Annotated in this window: 14 protein-coding genes; 9 read left to right on the top strand and 5 right to left on the bottom strand. The window is 64.4% G+C overall.

Features of this window, described 5'->3' with window-relative positions:
- Positions 1 to 69: 69 nt before the first annotated feature.
- On the bottom strand, positions 70 to 1,272 hold the full coding sequence (locus CH273_RS03720) for an acyl-CoA dehydrogenase family protein (protein ID WP_032396599.1): 1,203 nt from the start codon (positions 1,270 to 1,272) through the stop codon (positions 70 to 72).
- Between the two features lie 140 nt (positions 1,273 to 1,412).
- On the opposite strand from CH273_RS03720, the gene CH273_RS03715 reads away from it, so the two are divergent.
- Positions 1,413 to 1,844, top strand: a complete 432-nt coding sequence (locus tag CH273_RS03715) for a type II toxin-antitoxin system Rv0910 family toxin (RefSeq protein WP_032396598.1) — start codon at positions 1,413 to 1,415, stop codon at positions 1,842 to 1,844.
- Between the two features lie 166 nt (positions 1,845 to 2,010).
- On the opposite strand, the gene CH273_RS03710 is transcribed toward CH273_RS03715, so the two are convergent.
- A complete protein-coding gene (locus tag CH273_RS03710) occupies positions 2,011 to 4,365 on the bottom strand; it encodes a transketolase-like TK C-terminal-containing protein (protein WP_032396597.1) in 2,355 nt (784 codons plus the stop codon).
- A gap of 271 nt (positions 4,366 to 4,636) precedes the next feature.
- A complete protein-coding gene (locus CH273_RS03705) occupies positions 4,637 to 5,245 on the bottom strand; it encodes a TetR/AcrR family transcriptional regulator (protein ID WP_032396596.1) in 609 nt (202 codons plus the stop codon).
- Between the two features lie 117 nt (positions 5,246 to 5,362).
- Here CH273_RS03705 and CH273_RS03700 point away from each other — a divergent pair, with 117 nt between their 5' ends.
- Genes CH273_RS03700 through CH273_RS03690 form a run of 3 tightly spaced genes read left to right on the top strand, consistent with a single transcriptional unit; the run spans position 5,363 to position 8,752 of the window.
- Positions 5,363 to 5,998 (top strand): VOC family protein, encoded by a 636-nt coding sequence (locus CH273_RS03700; RefSeq protein WP_032397229.1) that lies wholly within the window; start codon positions 5,363 to 5,365, stop codon positions 5,996 to 5,998.
- Positions 5,999 to 6,038: 40 nt separating this feature from the next.
- The gene (locus tag CH273_RS03695) at positions 6,039 to 6,965 is read left to right on the top strand and encodes a fumarylacetoacetate hydrolase family protein (RefSeq protein WP_032396595.1); all 927 of its coding nucleotides are present in this window, start codon (positions 6,039 to 6,041) and stop codon (positions 6,963 to 6,965) included.
- Positions 6,962 to 8,752: an FAD-dependent monooxygenase gene (locus CH273_RS03690; RefSeq protein ID WP_052049858.1), complete on the top strand. Its 1,791-nt coding sequence runs from the start codon at positions 6,962 to 6,964 to the stop codon at positions 8,750 to 8,752. The genes CH273_RS03695 and CH273_RS03690 overlap by 4 nt, the downstream gene beginning before the upstream one ends.
- A 70-nt stretch (positions 8,753 to 8,822) precedes the next feature.
- Here CH273_RS03690 and CH273_RS03685 read toward each other — a convergent pair whose 3' ends face one another.
- On the bottom strand, positions 8,823 to 9,737 hold the full coding sequence (locus CH273_RS03685) for an alpha/beta fold hydrolase (protein ID WP_032396594.1): 915 nt from the start codon (positions 9,735 to 9,737) through the stop codon (positions 8,823 to 8,825).
- 138 nt (positions 9,738 to 9,875) lie between these two features.
- On the opposite strand from CH273_RS03685, the gene CH273_RS03680 reads away from it, so the two are divergent.
- Both CH273_RS03680 and CH273_RS03675 read left to right on the top strand, forming a co-directional pair.
- The gene (locus CH273_RS03680) at positions 9,876 to 10,856 is read left to right on the top strand and encodes an NmrA family NAD(P)-binding protein (RefSeq protein ID WP_032396593.1); all 981 of its coding nucleotides are present in this window, start codon (positions 9,876 to 9,878) and stop codon (positions 10,854 to 10,856) included.
- Positions 10,857 to 10,954: 98 nt separating this feature from the next.
- On the top strand, positions 10,955 to 11,716 hold the full coding sequence (locus CH273_RS03675) for a lysophospholipid acyltransferase family protein (protein ID WP_032396592.1): 762 nt from the start codon (positions 10,955 to 10,957) through the stop codon (positions 11,714 to 11,716).
- A 6-nt stretch (positions 11,717 to 11,722) separates the two neighbouring features.
- On the opposite strand, the gene CH273_RS03670 is transcribed toward CH273_RS03675, so the two are convergent.
- The gene (locus tag CH273_RS03670; RefSeq protein ID WP_032396591.1) at positions 11,723 to 12,400 is read right to left on the bottom strand and encodes a TetR/AcrR family transcriptional regulator; all 678 of its coding nucleotides are present in this window, start codon (positions 12,398 to 12,400) and stop codon (positions 11,723 to 11,725) included.
- A 160-nt stretch (positions 12,401 to 12,560) separates the two neighbouring features.
- Between CH273_RS03670 and CH273_RS03665 the strand changes: the two genes are divergently transcribed.
- From CH273_RS03665 to CH273_RS03655, 3 genes are read left to right on the top strand one after another with little or no spacing between them, the layout of a single operon-like run.
- Positions 12,561 to 13,763, top strand: coding sequence for a cytochrome P450 (locus CH273_RS03665; RefSeq protein WP_032397227.1), 1,203 nt, complete (start codon positions 12,561 to 12,563; stop codon positions 13,761 to 13,763).
- On the top strand, positions 13,760 to 13,957 hold the full coding sequence (locus CH273_RS03660) for a ferredoxin (protein WP_032396590.1): 198 nt from the start codon (positions 13,760 to 13,762) through the stop codon (positions 13,955 to 13,957). Before CH273_RS03665 ends, CH273_RS03660 begins: the two co-directional genes overlap by 4 nt.
- Entirely contained in the window at positions 13,954 to 15,096 is a 1,143-nt protein-coding gene (locus CH273_RS03655) for an NAD(P)/FAD-dependent oxidoreductase (RefSeq protein WP_094637947.1), read from the top strand. The genes CH273_RS03660 and CH273_RS03655 overlap by 4 nt, the downstream gene beginning before the upstream one ends.
- Positions 15,097 to 15,098: the final 2 nt, after the last annotated feature.

The following is a 15,098-nucleotide window of genomic DNA, read 5'->3' as shown; positions in this document are numbered from 1 at the left end:
GAAAGTCCTATCTGCCTTGGCCTGCCCGTCCGGCTGTCACCGAGGGCTCGGTACGAGCCTAGGACGTCATCAGATGATCGGGGTGATGTGGTCGTGCAGATCGAAACCGAGCAGCGCCTTGCCGTAGGTCTCGATCGACACTCGTGGCAGCATGACGGCATGGCGGGCACCGACATTGGAGTCGCGCCAAATGCGCTGCAGAGCATTGACTTCGGCGAAGGCTCCGGCACCGGTGGCGTCGACGAGCATGTTCAGCGCCTCGTTGACGCTCCGTAGTGCAACGGCTGCGTCGCCGCGAACACGCGCACGGGAGAGCAGGTCCGGGTATTCGCCGGCCTCGGCCCACCGCTTGACGTCCTCTGCTGCGCGGTAGGCGTGCAGGTGCGCGGTGTCGACCTTCAGCGCTGCTTCGGCGAGCAGCATCTGGAATGCCACCGAATCGGCCTGACGGTCGAACACGGTGTAGGCGAGGGCCTTCTCTGCGGCCTTCTTTCGTGCCAGTTCCACTGCAGCGCGGCCCATTCCGAGCTGTGGACCGACGAGGACCATGACGAGCATGGGTCCGAAGGCCGAACGGGCGAAGGCGGAGTCGGTACGTTCGGCAACGTTGGCACCGCTGAATGCCGGGATCATCGACAGCATCCGGTGTTCGGGGACGAAGACGTCCTCGGCGACGACGGTGTTGCTCCCGGATGCACGCATGCCTGCCACGTACCAGGTGTCGTCGATGCGGTAGTCCGTGCGCGGGAGCAGCGCCATACCCTGGTCGAGCATGTCGCCGTCGTCGTCGTTGACGATGATTCCGCCGGTGAACCACTGCGAGTGCAGGCTGGCCGAGGCGTAGGGCCATGTTCCGGTCAGTCGGTAGCCGCCCTCGACCTTCCGGGCGGTGCCGCCCGGGGTGACGACGCCGGAAATGATGGCGTCGGGGCCGTCGGCGTAGATCTCGGCCTGAGCCGCATCACTGTAAAGGCCTGCAGCCCAGTTGTTCACGTTGGACAGGGTGGTCACCCAGGAGGCACCGGCATCACCTTCGGCGATGATCGCGGACACGTCGAGCATGGTGCGCAGGTCGGTTTCGAGTCCGCCGAACTTCGCCGGTGCTGCGACTCGAAATGCGCCAGCGCGGCGGAGGGCGTCGACGGTGTCCTCGGAGAGGCGTCGTGCCTTCTCGTTCTCGGCGGCTCCGGCCTTCAGGTCGGGCACGAGGGCTCGAAGGTTGGCGATCACATCGGTGGCGGTTGCAATGGGCAGCGCTTCGGTCGTCGTCATGGCTCGTCTTCCGGTTCGGCCCCGTGGCTGTGAGGCGTGTGTCACGAAACTAAACGGTACTTGACTTGAGGTCAATATTGACTTCCGATCAATCCTATGGCGTAGTGGTGAAACACCGACCTCGAGCGAAGGAACCTCCGATGCTGAACATCACCATGACGCAGGAACTGCCTGCCTCGCAGAACGACGTGTGGGCAACTCTGTCCGACGTCAGCACCTTCGAGAAGTGGCATGCCCTGCACGAGGAGTGGGTGGAGACGCCCCCGAGGGACCTCGAAGTCGGGTCGACGATGGTCGAGAAGATCAAGATCGCGAGCATCATCGACACCATCGAGTTCCAGGTCGAAAGTCTGCGTGCGCCGGAGGAATTGGTCCTGGTGGGTGCCGGGTCGACCGGATCGAAGATTCGGCTGACGATGAACTGCGCCGCTCGCGGAGGCGGCTCCGCCGTCACCCTCGAGCTGGAGGTGACCAGCCCGTTGTTGTTCGGAGTGGTGGGCAAGGCGCTGCAGGGCACGTTCAGGAAGAAGCTCACCGCCACCCTGAACGGACTCGCGGAGTACCTTGCGTGAAACGCCGATCGCCCCGCACGTGCGAGCGGGGGGATCGGAGAGTTCGAATTGTCAGTCGAGACGATCTGCTGTGTAACCCTTTTCGAGCAAACCTGACATCGCCGAGGTAGCGAGCGGCACCGTCGACGATGCGGTCATCGCTGCGTTCGCTGTCGAAGGGGCCCTGTCACCGACCGGTCACATCGAGAGCTGCGCCCACAATGGAATCGGTGTCGATTCGGTGGTGCTTGTACACCTCGTCGAGTGAGCCCACCTGTCCGAAGTTGCTCACGCCCAACGATGTCGACGCAACCCTGTTGACGGTGGCGAGGAACGCGAGGGTGTGTGGATGCCCGTCGAGCACCGTCACCATCGGGGTCGCTCGGTCGGCGGGCAGCAGTTGATCGAGAATCCAGGATTCGCCGACGTGGTGTCCTTGCCGCGCCTGGAGCGCGCGGTAGAGCTCGCCAGGGCTGGTGATGCACAGAACGTCGGCGATGACACCGATCCGCTCCAAACGCTCTGCGGCGTCCAGCGCTTCGGTCATCAACGCGCCCATGGCGGCGATGGTCACCGTTGCTCCGTCTCGACGCACCAGCGGATAGCCGCCCGCGACCACCTGCCGACGCCTGCGTTCCCGGGCAGCCGGATCGCTGGGGACGTCCGCCTTCGACTGATCGACGGGACGCGTCGACAGACGCAGGTATGCCGAGGAGCCGTCGGGGCGTCCGAGTCGGCCGATGCTGGCGAGCAGTGTCCATTCGACGTCGATGGCGAATGCGGGCTCGTAGGTGATACAGCCGGGCTGCTCCAGTCCGATGGACGGGGTCTTGATCGACTGGTGCGCACCACCTTCCGCGGCCAGGGTGACTCCCGACGGCGTGCCGACCAGAATCGACTGACCACCCGCGTAGATGCCGTAAGACCACGGCTCGAGCGCACGCTCGACGAAGGGGTCGTACATGACCCCGATCGGGAAAAGCGGCTCCCCCCACCGACTCCACGTGGCACCGAGCTCGCCCATCAGGCCGACCAGGTTGGTCTCTGCGATACCGAGTTCCATGTGCTGACCGGACGGCCCTTCGCGCCAGTGCATGATCGTCTCGGCGTCGTCGCCGAACCAGTCGTGTCGATCCGAAGACGACCAGACGCCCACCTTGTTGACCCAACCGCCGAGGTTGGTGGTCGAACTGACGTCGGGACTGACCGTGACGACACGACGAGCCGCGTCGGGGGCTTCTCGGGTGAGGTCGATCAGGGTGCGTCCCAGCGCGGCCTGCGTGGTGGCCGTGCCCTTGGGGGTGCGTCCGATGTCGGTGGGGACGGCAGGTGGCGTCGACGCGGGAATCGGTTCGCGGCGTAGCCGTTCGGCGGTGGCAGTGCACAGCCGGCCGGGTCCGCTGTCGGAATCGAAGCGTCCCCAGGGCTGTTCGGGATCGGTGCCGAGGGTACGTGCGAGTTCTGCGTACTCCTCGACGGTCAGCAGTGAGGAGTGGTTCTGCGGATGTCCCTGGGTCGGCAGGCCGAATCCCTTGACCGTGTACGCGATGATCACGGTGGGTCGGGTGTCGTCGATGCGAGAGTAGGCCTCGCGCAACGCATCCAGATCGTGTCCGCCCAGGTTGCGAATGGACTCGGTCAGCAGTGTGTCGTCGAGATCGGCGATCAGGTCGGCAATGGCGGTGGCGTCGGGACCCGATCCGGGAAGTCTGGTGCGCACCTCGTCGGCGGTGCAGCGCAGCAGGCGTTGGTATTCCGGATTCGGCATGTCAAGGATGCGCGTGCGCAGTGCGTCGCCGCCCGGCTTGGCGAACAGGTCCTCGAGCAACCGGCCGAACTTGACGGTGATGACCTGCCAGCCGGCGGCGTCGAACATCTTCTCGAGGCGACGGGCGGCGATGTTGGGGACCACTCGGTCCAACGACTGACGATTGAGGTCGACGATCCAGACGATCTCGCCGAGTTCGGCTATGCCCGGGTCGATGATCGCTTCCCAGACCGCGCCTTCGTCGAGTTCCGCATCGCCGACCAACGAGTACTGCCGTCCGCTGAAGCCGGGCGTCTTCGGTGTGGATTCCTCCGGGCCGAACCGGTCCTCGACGAAGCGTCGGGACATCGCTCCCCAGATCGGTGCCGTAGCACCGATGCCGACGGATCCGGTGGAGTAGTCGACGGTGTCCGGGTCCTTGGCCCGCGACGGGTAGGACTGCAGACCGCCGTATGCACGGAGCGTCGTCAGGTACTTCTGGTCCAACTCACCGAGCAGGTAGTTGATCGCGTGCAGCACCGGCGAGGCATGAGGCTTGACCGACACGCGGTCGCCTGGCTGCAGCTGCTCGAACCACAGCGAGGTCATGATCGAGACCATCGACGCGCAGGAGGCTTGGTGGCCGCCGACCTTGAGTCCGGTCGGGTTGGGCCGAATTCGATTGGCATGGTGAATCATCGACGTCGACAGCCACAGCACCCGCTGGGCGAGCTCGTGCAGATCGTGGTGATCACCGGTGGGTGAGCGGTGATCGGCGGGACTGATGCTGGTCATGACAGGTGCTCCTGAATCGACGTCGAATGTGCCGGGGGCACGAAGAAAGTAGAGCGGACGAGGGAGAACCGAGTGCGGTTCTGCGGTCCGGGCGGGCGTTCGGGTTTCGAATCGCCGAGAGGATGCAACTGAGCTGCGATGGGAGACAGTGCACCAGCAGCCTGCGTTGTTGCGCAAGTGCTGAGCCTCGCAGGGTGCATATTGCTCAATATCCGGTGCGGGAGCGTGGGCAAATATGGTCGTTCTGACCTCTTCCGAGACGCCGGTGGGTCTACTTCGATGCGTCGACGACCGCTTCGAAGGCGTCGACCACCAGCGCTACGATCGCATCGAGTTCGAGCCCTGGAGTGTCGAAGTAGGCGTCTGCTGTGCGGTCGAGAAAGCCGGTCCATCCCGAGATCGCGGCCGCCTGGAGCGGGGACAGTGGATCGGGCAGCTCGGCCAGGGCTGCGACCTGACGTGCGCCCTCGGCTCGTGCCTCTCGGACGGCGTGTTCGACGACGGAATCGCCCAATTCACCTTCCCGGACCACTCGGACGTAGAGGGCACGGTGGCGCTCGAGGAATTCGATGTGGCGTCGCACGAAACCTTCCATGCGTGCGCGCACGGATGTCTCGTCGGCGGCGGGCTCCTGAAACTCGGCCAGCTTCGACAGCACGTCGGCGAGGGCGGCCGCGACCAGGCCTTGTTTGTCGGTGAAGTAGTAGAACAGCAGTCCGTGTGCGACGCCCGCTCGACGGGAGATCGCGGCCGCGCTGATGTCGGCGCTGTTGCCCTCGGCCAGCAGCTCGATGGCGGCGTCGATCAAGGCCTGCCGACGGTCCAGTCGGGGGCGGGCACGGCGAGACCGCTCGGCACCGGTGGGCGAGTTGTTCGACACCGATCCGACATTAGCCCACCCGGCGCGATCTCTCCTGACGCTCGATCAATTTCTTGACTGCCAGTCAAAGTGGTCGTAGCGTAGGTCACACAGGTGACCCGAGGAAAGGCTCGTTCGATGAGTGCGACGCAGGATGCAGGGAGTCGGAAAGCGCCGAGGGTTGCGCCCGATCTCATCGCCCACTGGGTGGTCAAGTCGGCTCGCACCGAGGAGATGGTGCGCTGGTACGGAGCGGTGTTCGGTGCCGAGATCGTCTACCAGGACGAGGGAATCACGTTCTTGACCTGGGACGACGAGTCGCATCGACTGGCGATCATCGCCGTTCCGAAGCCGGTCAGGTTCCTTTTCCCGTTCTCCAAGTTCAAGCGCAAGGCATACGGGATCGATCACATCGCGTTGACGTTCGTTTCGCTCGAGCGGTTGTTGGAGAATTACGTGCGGCTCAAGCGGTTGGGCATCCTCCCCGTCTGGTCGATCAATCACGGACCGACGATCTCGCTCTACTACGAGGATCCCGACGGGGTGCGCCTCGAGTTCCAGGTCGAGAACTTCGACGCCGAGAACACCGCGGCGTTCTTCTTCACCGAGGAGTTCGCCCAGAACCCGATCGGCGTCAACATCGACCCCGATTACCTGCTCAGCCAGCTGCGCAACGGTGTGCCGCACGAGGAGCTTCGTCGACGCGAGGCCGGAACTCGGCCGGGCCATCCGGTGGTCGCGAACAAGAAGACCATCACGCCGAAAACATTGTGAACGCGCCGATTTCGATCGAACCAGGGGGATAGAGACTCACATGTCAGTCAACGTAGTCCGGACCATCGACGGTTGGTGGCGCCTCGACGGCGACCGTGCGATCCGTATCGAGACGACGGCCGAGACCACCCGCGAACTTCTTGCCGACCGCGACGCCATCACCGGTGCGTCGGGTGCAGGGTCGAGTGTCGACGAGCTGGAGCTCGTATCTCCGGTCAGCACACCGTGCCGGGTGGTGGCGCAGCTGCTCAATTATCGGTCGCACGCGATCGATGCGGGTTCCGATCCGAACACGTTGCAGCCGACGTTCTTTCGTAAGTCCTCGGCGTCGGTCAGTGGTCCGTTCGATCCCATCCGCCAGCCACCCGAGGTGGCGCTGTTGGACTACGAGATCGAACTGGGGATCGTCGTCGGTGCCGAGATTCCCATCGGTACGACGGTCACCGACGAGAACCTCTCGGATTACGTAGCCGGGGTGATCGTGGCGAACGATGTGTCCGCGCGGGAGATCCAGTTGACGAAAGTTCAGGTGTACGAGAGCAAGTCGTATCCCACGTTCACCCCGTTGGGTCCTCGCTTGGTGCTGTTGGACAACGACGAGCTCCGCCGCATCCCCGAGCTGCACATGACGCTGGCGGTCAACGGCGAGACGCGCCAGGACCAGACGATCGGCAACGACCTGATCACTCCGCCGGCCGAGGCGCTCACCAGGCTGGCCCGCTTCCAGAACATGACTGCCGGCGACGTACTCCTCACCGGAACACCGATCGGCACCGCCATTTCCGCGCCGCCCAAGATCGTGCAGAAGATCGGTGAGTTGATTCCGCCGGCGCTGAAGTGGAAGTTCTTCTTCGCCCGGCAGGCGAAGAATCCCGATTACCTCTCGGTCGACGATGTGATCACTGCCGGTATCAGGACCGCCGACGGAGCCATCGATCTGGGGATGCAGGAGACGGTGGTCCGATGACCGTGCCGATCGCCGTGGTCGGAGCCGGACCGGCCGGTTGTACCGCCGCGTTGCTGTTGGCACGCAGGGGGATTCGCAGTGTCGTTCTCGAGCGCCGCAATGCGCCGCTGTTTCATCCCGCCGCGCACGTGATCAACGCCCGCACTCTCGAGATCTGGAACGAATACAGCTCCGAGTTGGCGCGCTCGATCGCTGCGATGTCGCCGCCGCACGAGACCGTCAATCTCATCAGCTGGTTCGGGAATCTCGCGGACGAGGCCATCGGTTCGATCGACCTGCTCTCGGACCCCGAGCGCAAGGCAATCGTCGAGAGTCAGAGTCCGTTCCTGGTCTCGCACATCGGTCAGCATCTGTTGATGCCGGCACTGTGGGATGCGCTCGACGCCGAACCGCTGATCGAGTTTCGCCGCGGATGCGCTGTCGAGTCCGTCGACACCGACTCGTCCGGTGCACGTGTGCGTGGGCGTTGCGCAAGCGGAGTGGCCGAGATCGAGGCCGAGTACGTGCTGGCATGCGATGGTGCGAACAGCGCGACACGAGACGGTACCGGGGTCGGACTGACCGGACCTGTCCTGGCGAACATGGGCAGTGCCTTCTTCACCTCGAAGACACTTTTCCCCGATGATGCTCGGCCGCTGCTCAGTTGGATCTACACGCCGGACCTGTGCGGAGTGATGATCGCGCATGCCGACCATCGATACATTCTGATGACGGCGTACCTGCACCCCGACCAGGAGATCGCCAAGGACAGTCGAGCGTACTGGTCACGCACGCTGCCGAAGGTGTTGGGAGACCACGACTTCGATCTGGAGTCGACCGGGACCTGGGTGATGACATCGCAGACCGCCGATGCGTTCCGTCGTGGCCGTCTGCTCCTGCTCGGCGATGCGGCGCACCGGTTTCCGCACACCGGTGGTTTCGGGCTGAACTCGGGTGTTCAGGATGCCCACAATCTGGCTTGGAAGCTCGACGCCGTTCTGTCCGGCACCGCGTCCCCGTCTCTGTTGGACACCTACGAGACCGAGCGTCGTCCGGTGGTGGAGAAGTTCGCCGAGCAGAGTGTGGCGAACCACTTCCGGATGGACGACATCGGCAAGAGGGTGGGCATCACCAACAAGATGTTGGCGAAAGCGACTCAGGTGGTGGGTCGGCCGCCGCTGAACAAGGTTCCAGGGAAGTTGATCGCGCCACTGGCTGCCGCTGCCACCCGGAAGCAGATGGCGCGATCGCACAAAGTCGATCCCGACGCACCCGGGTCCGCTCAACTTCGTCGCGAGATCGCCGACGCCATCCCGCTTCAGGTCGAGCATTTCGTGTCGATCGGCTTGCAGTTCGGTTACCTCTACGCCAGTCCGTTGATCGCACGGGACCCGTCGGCAAAGCCCGCCGAAGACGTGGTGGATTACCTGCCCACGACCTACCCGGGGGCAAGACTCCCCCACGCGATGGTCTCGGTGGGTGGTGCGCAGGTGGCGGTGCACGAGACACTCGACCCGAACACACTGTCGCTGTTCACTTTCGATGGCGACAGGTGGGCAGGCGTGGTGTCCGAGCTCGAGAAGGTCGGACCCGGCGTCACCTTGATCTCTGCGGAACTACCGGCAGGTGCCGCTCGGGACGAGCTGATCGGTCTGTACGAGGTGGGTGAGACCGGAGCGGTGCTCGTGCGGCCCGACGGCCACAGTGCCTGGCGCTCATCGGCATCGGGTGAGGACGCCAGGCGGGAGCTGAGCGAGTTCGTGAGCCGACAATGGGGGCATTACTTCGCGGTGTCCGCCGGCGTGTAGCCCTCGCGCGACACGAACCGATGGTGCCCTACATTCGGCAGGGCACCATCGGTCGTGCTCGACAAAGCGGTCAGCGCTGCTGTGCCGGAATGTCCAGGAAGGCAGTCAGTTCGGCCAGGAACTCGGTCGGTTTCTCGATGTGCGGCCAATGTCCGGTGCCCTCGATCTCGACTGCGGTGGCGGTCGGAACGGCGTCGAGGAACCGCTGGACGTCGGCGGGCGGTGACAGGGGATCGCCCGGTCCGCGGATGATCCGCGTCGGGCAGGTGATGCGGTCCAGCCCTGCACTCGGGTCCGCGGATGCGGTGGACAGCAGCGCCGGGAAGGATCCCGGTGCGCCCAAAGCGGACATCACCTGGTCCATGAGCTCGGGATCGAGTCGGTCGGTCCGGTTCACGAACGGCCCGAGTGTGGCTTTGAGGATCTTGGGCGATCGTGCGGCCCTGTGCGCCAACCAATTCGGCATGGGCAGGCTGATGGTGATCAATTCGGCCAACAGGGTTGCGACCGCGCGTGGTTGGTCACGGATGGTGCTGATCGGACGTCGGGTGAGGCCGGTGAGCGTGAGGATCGGTCCACCGGTGACGACGAGGCGCTCTACCAGTCCTGGGTGCTCCGCGGCCAGGCGCGTCGCCACGATCGAACCCATCGAGTGTCCGACGAAAGTAGCGCGCGTGATACCGAGGGTCGAGCACGTGGCGGCGACGGAATCAGCGAGTGCGGCGAAGCTGCTGTGCCCCCGTGAGTACTGCGAGCCACCGAAGCCGGGGAGGTCGATGCCGATGGCTCGATGCGACCGCGCGACCTCGGGAAGGATCTCGACGAACCAGCGCCAACTGGCCGAAATTCCGTGTAGGAAGATCACGACGTCGTCCTGGGTCGGATTGAGGTCGACGAGGTGGATACGCGATCCGTCCACATCTATGTCACGAGTGTGTTTGTCCCACTTGATGTCTTGCCATCGTCGGAGGTCGGATTGGGTCACTTCGCAACTTTCTCTCGAGGGATCGGTGGCGGGACGAAACGAATCATTGACTATCAGTCAGTTTTTTCAGTATCGTACATTTTGACTTCAAGTCAATATGTGACTTGTTCGAACTCGGCAGTCGAAAGAGGGTGCACGATGATCCTGGTGACAGGTTCCGGCGGTGGCGTCGGACGCGCAGTGCTGCGCGAACTGCACGGACGCGGAGAAAAGGTCCGCGCCTTCGTCAAGGACGAGAAGCAGGCCGCGGGCGCGAGGGCAGATGGAGCGAACGATGTCGTGATCGGCGACATTCGATCGGCAGCGGATGTGCTGACGGCGACCACCGATGTTCGACGTCTGTTCCATATCCATCCGACGTCCCTCGTGCACGAAGTATCGATCGCCGAACACATCGTCGCCGCGTGCCGTGCGAACGGTGTCGAGCACGTCGTCTACCACTCGGTGATCCATCCCGAGATCGAGGAGATGTTTCACCATCAGGAGAAGGGTCGCGTCGAGGAGGTGTTCCGGCGATCGGGGATCGCCTCCACCAACCTGAGGGCCTCGCACTTCATGCAGAACTACCTGGACTTCTGGGAGTTCGTGCAGGGTGGTGTTCTGCCGTACCCGACGTCGCCGAATTCGGTGATGGGGGTCGTCGATGCCGAGGACGTGAGCGAGGTCGCGGCGAACATCCTGACCGTACCCGAGGGGCACGAGGGGCAGACGTACGATCTGTCGTCGCATGAGCTCGATCGACACGAGATGGCACGCATCTGGTCCGACGTTCTCGGACATCGCGTGTCTGCTGTGCGACTCCCACCGGCGTCTCTGCAGAATCCGCTGCGAGGTGCAGGCGCGCTCGCCACCGTCGTTGTCAAGTCGTTGCTGTCCACCAGGATTCAGGCACCTCGGCAGGTGATTCGTGGGCTCGCGCAGTCCTCGAATGCCCGGGGAATCCGCAACTGGCCTCAGGATTCGCGAGATTGCTACGAGGGCATGATGAACTACTACGACAAGAACGGACTGCCGGCGGGTGACATGACGGTGCTGCCGAAGCTGCTCTCGCGCCCTGCCACCACCTATCGCGAGTTCGCGGTCCGCGAAGCCGAACGCAGAGGGGTTCGGCGGGCATGAGTCTCCCCGCGGACGCTCGAGTTCCGGCGAGAAGCGTGAATTCGAGGACGGGGGTGGATCGCACCCGGTGATGCGGGATCGCCCGCTAGAGTGCGGCCATGCACAATGTACCTCGCGCGATTCGCGCCATGGGAATCAACGCGGTCCGTCTCTACAACCGCCTGGAAGTGTCGGTCGCACAACCGGTTCCCGACGAGCCGGTGTTGTTCGTGTGCAATCACGGGTTCGGCGGAGTGATCGATCTGAACGTGTTCGCGTTCGCGGCGGCGTACGACGATCTGAAGCTGTCCAGGGAAGTGATCGCGTTGACGCACCAGATCGCGTGGACACTGGGTGCAGGAAAGTTGGTCGAGCCGTTCGGTGCGCGGCCGGCTGCCCGGCAGAATGCGCTCGATGCGTTCGACGAGGGACACAATGTCGTGGTCTTCCCCGGTGGTGACCTCGATGCCCTCAAATCGTGGCGGCATCGCAACGAGATTGTCTTCGCCGGACGCATCGGTTACGCCCGTCTGGCCATGGAAGCCGGGGTGCCGATCGTCCCGGTCGTGACCGCGGGCGCGGGCGAGTCCCTCCTGGTGCTCAGCAGTGGAAAGCGCATCGCCCGAGCGCTCGGGCTGGACAAGACATCGCTTCGAACCAAGACGGTCCCGCTGTCGCTGTCCATCCCCTGGGGCTTCAATGTGGGGGTGGTGGGGTTGCTTCCGTATCTACCGCTGCCCACGAAATTGGAGACGTCGGTCCTCGCTCCCATGCGTCCCGAACCCGACGAGTCCGCAGAGGACTTCGCACACCGAGTCCACTCGGCGATGCAGGCAGAACTCGACGAATTGACGAAGGACCGCACGCCGGTGATCGGCTGAGCCGAATCATCGACTCCGATCGTCCGCCTCGGACGTGGGGTCGATGGCGGCATGTACTCCGCCCCGATAGGAGACAGGAAGTTCTCGACTGCAGAGGCTTTCGGCTTCTTCGGCGGAGATTCCGAGTGCACGGAGAACGCGCTGCGTCGTGCCGTCGACGGTGGCAGCCTCGTCACGCTCGGGTTGCGCGAGCAGCAGTCGTCCCATGGACAGCAGCGAGCCTGCCACGATGGCGAGTGCTACATCCGCGTCGTCCACGTCGAATCGTCCTTGTGCGGCGGCCGATTCGATATCGCGGCGCGAACGCGGTGCCAGGCCCCCGGCTGCGGCGAATGCCGCGGCTTCGGAGTTCAGCAGGACGCGACTGAGTTCCGGCTCGAGGCGGAAGAGGCGTCCGGACAATCGAAAGGATTGGGTGAATTTCTCCACCGCGTCGTCGAGGTCGACGGTGAGCGAGTCGAGATAGTCGCCTGCGGATTCGAGGGCCGAGTCGATGGCCGCCTGCCACAGCTCTTCTTTGCTCTCGAAGTAGTTGTAGAACGATCCATTGCTGACGTCGGCGGCCTGCGTGATCTCGAGGACCGGTGCGTTGGTGTTTCCGCTGGCGAGAAGCCCTTGAGCGGCGCGGATCAGCGCGGCTCTTGTGCGTGCCTTGCGGCGCTCGACGCGGTTGCCTTCGGTCACGATCTGCTCCTGGTCTGCGGTGTGAGTGAGGGCAGCCTATCGCGTTCCATTCATGACGAATTCGTCAAAAAGCTTGACGGTCAGCTGTGTCATGGGTGACGATATCGTCAATATCCTGTGCAGGCAGGGCGAAGTTACTCTTCCGGCGGCGAAGGACCTCATGACAACGAACGCGACGATTCCCCAGTACCGCACCGACATCTACTCCACCGGTGCGATCCTCGATCCGTACCCGCACTACGCGAGGCTCCGGGCACTCGGACCGGTGGTGTGGCTGCCGAATCAGCAGGTGTTCGCCATCTCGCGTTATGCCGACTGCAAGAAGGTCCTGCTCGACGACGAGACCTTCATCTCCGGGGACGGGGTCGGACTCAATCCGGTTGCCAACAGGCTCGGACGTGGCACGACGCTCAACAGCGACGGTGACGAGCACGCGACCAAGCGTGGGGTTCTCGCGCACCGCTTGACCCCGAAGGCCGTGCGAAAGATGAAGGCCGCGGTGGAGGAGAAGGCGGAGGGCATCGTCGATGCGGCCCTGAGCAAGAAGTTCGTCGACGGTGTCGACGACCTCGCCACCGCGCTGCCGATGTCCGTCGTGCCCGACCTCGTGGGGTGGCCCGAGGACGGTCGTGAGGAGCTGCTCCGTTGGGCTGGAGCAACATTCGACTCGCTCGGGCCCGTCAATCGTCACTCCGTCACGGCCGTGAAGGCGGCCACCGAGATGCTCGCGTTCTCCAGGAAGGTGGTGCGGCAGCGATCGGTGCTCCCCGGGAGCATGGGTGACGACGTGCTCAAAGCCGCCGACGAGAACAAGATCAGCAAGTCCGCATGCCCGGCACTGATGATCGACTACCTCGGCCCATCGCTCGACACGACGATCGGAGCGATCTCCGGGGCACTCGATCTGTTCGCTCGCTACCCCGAGCAGTGGCAGGCCGTCCGGCAGGACCCGGATCTGATTCCCAACGCCGTCAACGAGGTCGTCCGGTACGAATCACCCATCAGGGCCTTCTCTCGCCGAGCAGTGCGCGACGTCGAGATCGATGGATCGCGAATCCCGCAAGGTGCACGCGTGCTGGTGGTCTACGCGTCGGCGAACCGGGACGAACGCGAGTGGGAGAACCCCGATGTTTTCGACGTCACCCGTGACGCCGCAAGGCAACTCGGATTCGGATCAGGAGCGCATGGGTGTGCGGGTCAGGGTCTGGCGCGCCTCGAAGCGCAGACCATGCTCCGAGTGCTGGCGCGAAGAGTCGAACGGTTCGTCCCGTCGGGAACGCCGAAACGGGCCGTCAACAACGTCATTCACCGCTACGAAAAGTTGCCGCTGAAATTGGTGGCCACAGAAGGGACACAGCAATGAGAATCGACGTCGACTGGGATCGGTGCGAAGGCCACGGCATCTGCGCCGAGCAGGCCCCGGAGGTGTTCGGTCTGGACGACGAGGGCGAGCTTCACTATGCCTTCGACGGCAAGGACATTCCGGACGATCAGCAGGCTGCAGCACGATCGGCCGTCGGCGTCTGTCCGGTGGCCGCGCTCCGAGAGAGCAAGTGAGCACCACAGAACGTCGGATCGTCATCGTCGGAGACTCCATCGCGGGCTGCACCGCAGCCCGTGAGGTGCGCGCGCGAGGACATGACGGCGCACTCACCGTGATCGGTGCCGACGCCGACGGCTACTACGCCAGGCCGCCGCTGTCGAAGCACGTGCTCAAAGGCGATGGGGCCGAGGCGGAAACGTGGGATCTGTCCGATCTCGACATCACTGCCGTCGTCGATCGCGCCGTATCGGTCGACACCGATCGACGCACCGTGACCACGGCCGACGGCACCGATGTCGCCTACGACGCGCTCATCGTGGCGACCGGGGCGTCGGCCCGTCGTATCGCCGGGCCGGATCAGATGGGCGAGAACGTCTTACGGACGTTCGCCGACGTTCGGGCGCTGCGTCCGAAGCTGGACGAGGCTCGAACCGCGATCGTCGTCGGCGCTGGCTTCCTCGGTCTGGAAGTTGCCACCGCGTGCGCCGCTCGCGGTGTCGAGGTCACCGTCGTCGATGTCGATCCACCGCTGCAGCGGCTTCTCGGGCCGTTTCTGTCCGAGGCGATCGCCCGGCGCGCGAAGGAATGGTCGATCGAGTTCGTCCTGGCCGACGGGCCGGTGGGCCTGAGCGGGGATCCGGCGACCGGCATCGAACTCGGTGACGGCACGCGCACAGCCGATCTCGTGGTCACCTGCGCGGGCGATCTTCCCGAGACGGACTGGTTGGAGGGCACCGGGATCGCAGATGCTCGGGGCGTCGCCATCGACGAGCAGTGTGCCACCACCGCTCCCGACGTGTTCGCCGCCGGGGACGTCACCTACTTCCGCGACGCGTCGGCCCGAGCTCCGTTCTGGTCCAACGCCGTTGCGCAGGGCAAAGTGGCTGCGGCATCCGCGCTGGGCGTGGAACCGACCTGCGCCCCCACCGACGACTACTTCTGGACCGAGATCCTCGGGTTGCCGATCAAGGTTGTCGGCCCCCTGCCGCTGCAGGGTGACCCGACCGTACTCGAGGGGGCCGTGGACGAGGGGTCGGCCCTCTTGCAGTGGAATCACGACGACGGTCGGGTCACCATCGTGGCCTTCGGTATCAAGAAACCCGTCGGCCTGCTCCGGCGGCTGGCCCGCGACAGCGCTGTCTCGACGAATTGAGG

Source organism: Rhodococcus sp. 05-339-2 (genome assembly GCF_002258965.1).
Lineage (GTDB): Bacteria > Actinomycetota > Actinomycetes > Mycobacteriales > Mycobacteriaceae > Rhodococcoides.
Note: the sequence above shows the minus strand (reverse complement) of the source record. Positions and strands in the feature narration are given on the sequence as shown.

Bases quoted from the DNA above. Each gene is read 5' to 3' on its own strand.
- CH273_RS03720 (WP_032396599.1), bottom strand. From the start codon at position 1,272: ATGACGACGACCGAAGCGCTGCCCATTGCAACCGCCACCGATGTGATC.
- CH273_RS03715 (WP_032396598.1), top strand. From the start codon at position 1,413: ATGCTGAACATCACCATGACGCAGGAACTGCCTGCCTCGCAGAACGAC.
- CH273_RS03710 (WP_032396597.1), bottom strand. From the start codon at position 4,365: ATGACCAGCATCAGTCCCGCCGATCACCGCTCACCCACCGGTGATCAC.
- CH273_RS03700 (WP_032397229.1), top strand. From the start codon at position 5,363: ATGAGTGCGACGCAGGATGCAGGGAGTCGGAAAGCGCCGAGGGTTGCG.
- CH273_RS03695 (WP_032396595.1), top strand. From the start codon at position 6,039: ATGTCAGTCAACGTAGTCCGGACCATCGACGGTTGGTGGCGCCTCGAC.
- CH273_RS03690 (WP_052049858.1), top strand. From the start codon at position 6,962: ATGACCGTGCCGATCGCCGTGGTCGGAGCCGGACCGGCCGGTTGTACC.
- CH273_RS03680 (WP_032396593.1), top strand. From the start codon at position 9,876: ATGATCCTGGTGACAGGTTCCGGCGGTGGCGTCGGACGCGCAGTGCTG.
- CH273_RS03675 (WP_032396592.1), top strand. From the start codon at position 10,955: ATGCACAATGTACCTCGCGCGATTCGCGCCATGGGAATCAACGCGGTC.
- CH273_RS03665 (WP_032397227.1), top strand. From the start codon at position 12,561: ATGACAACGAACGCGACGATTCCCCAGTACCGCACCGACATCTACTCC.
- CH273_RS03660 (WP_032396590.1), top strand. From the start codon at position 13,760: ATGAGAATCGACGTCGACTGGGATCGGTGCGAAGGCCACGGCATCTGC.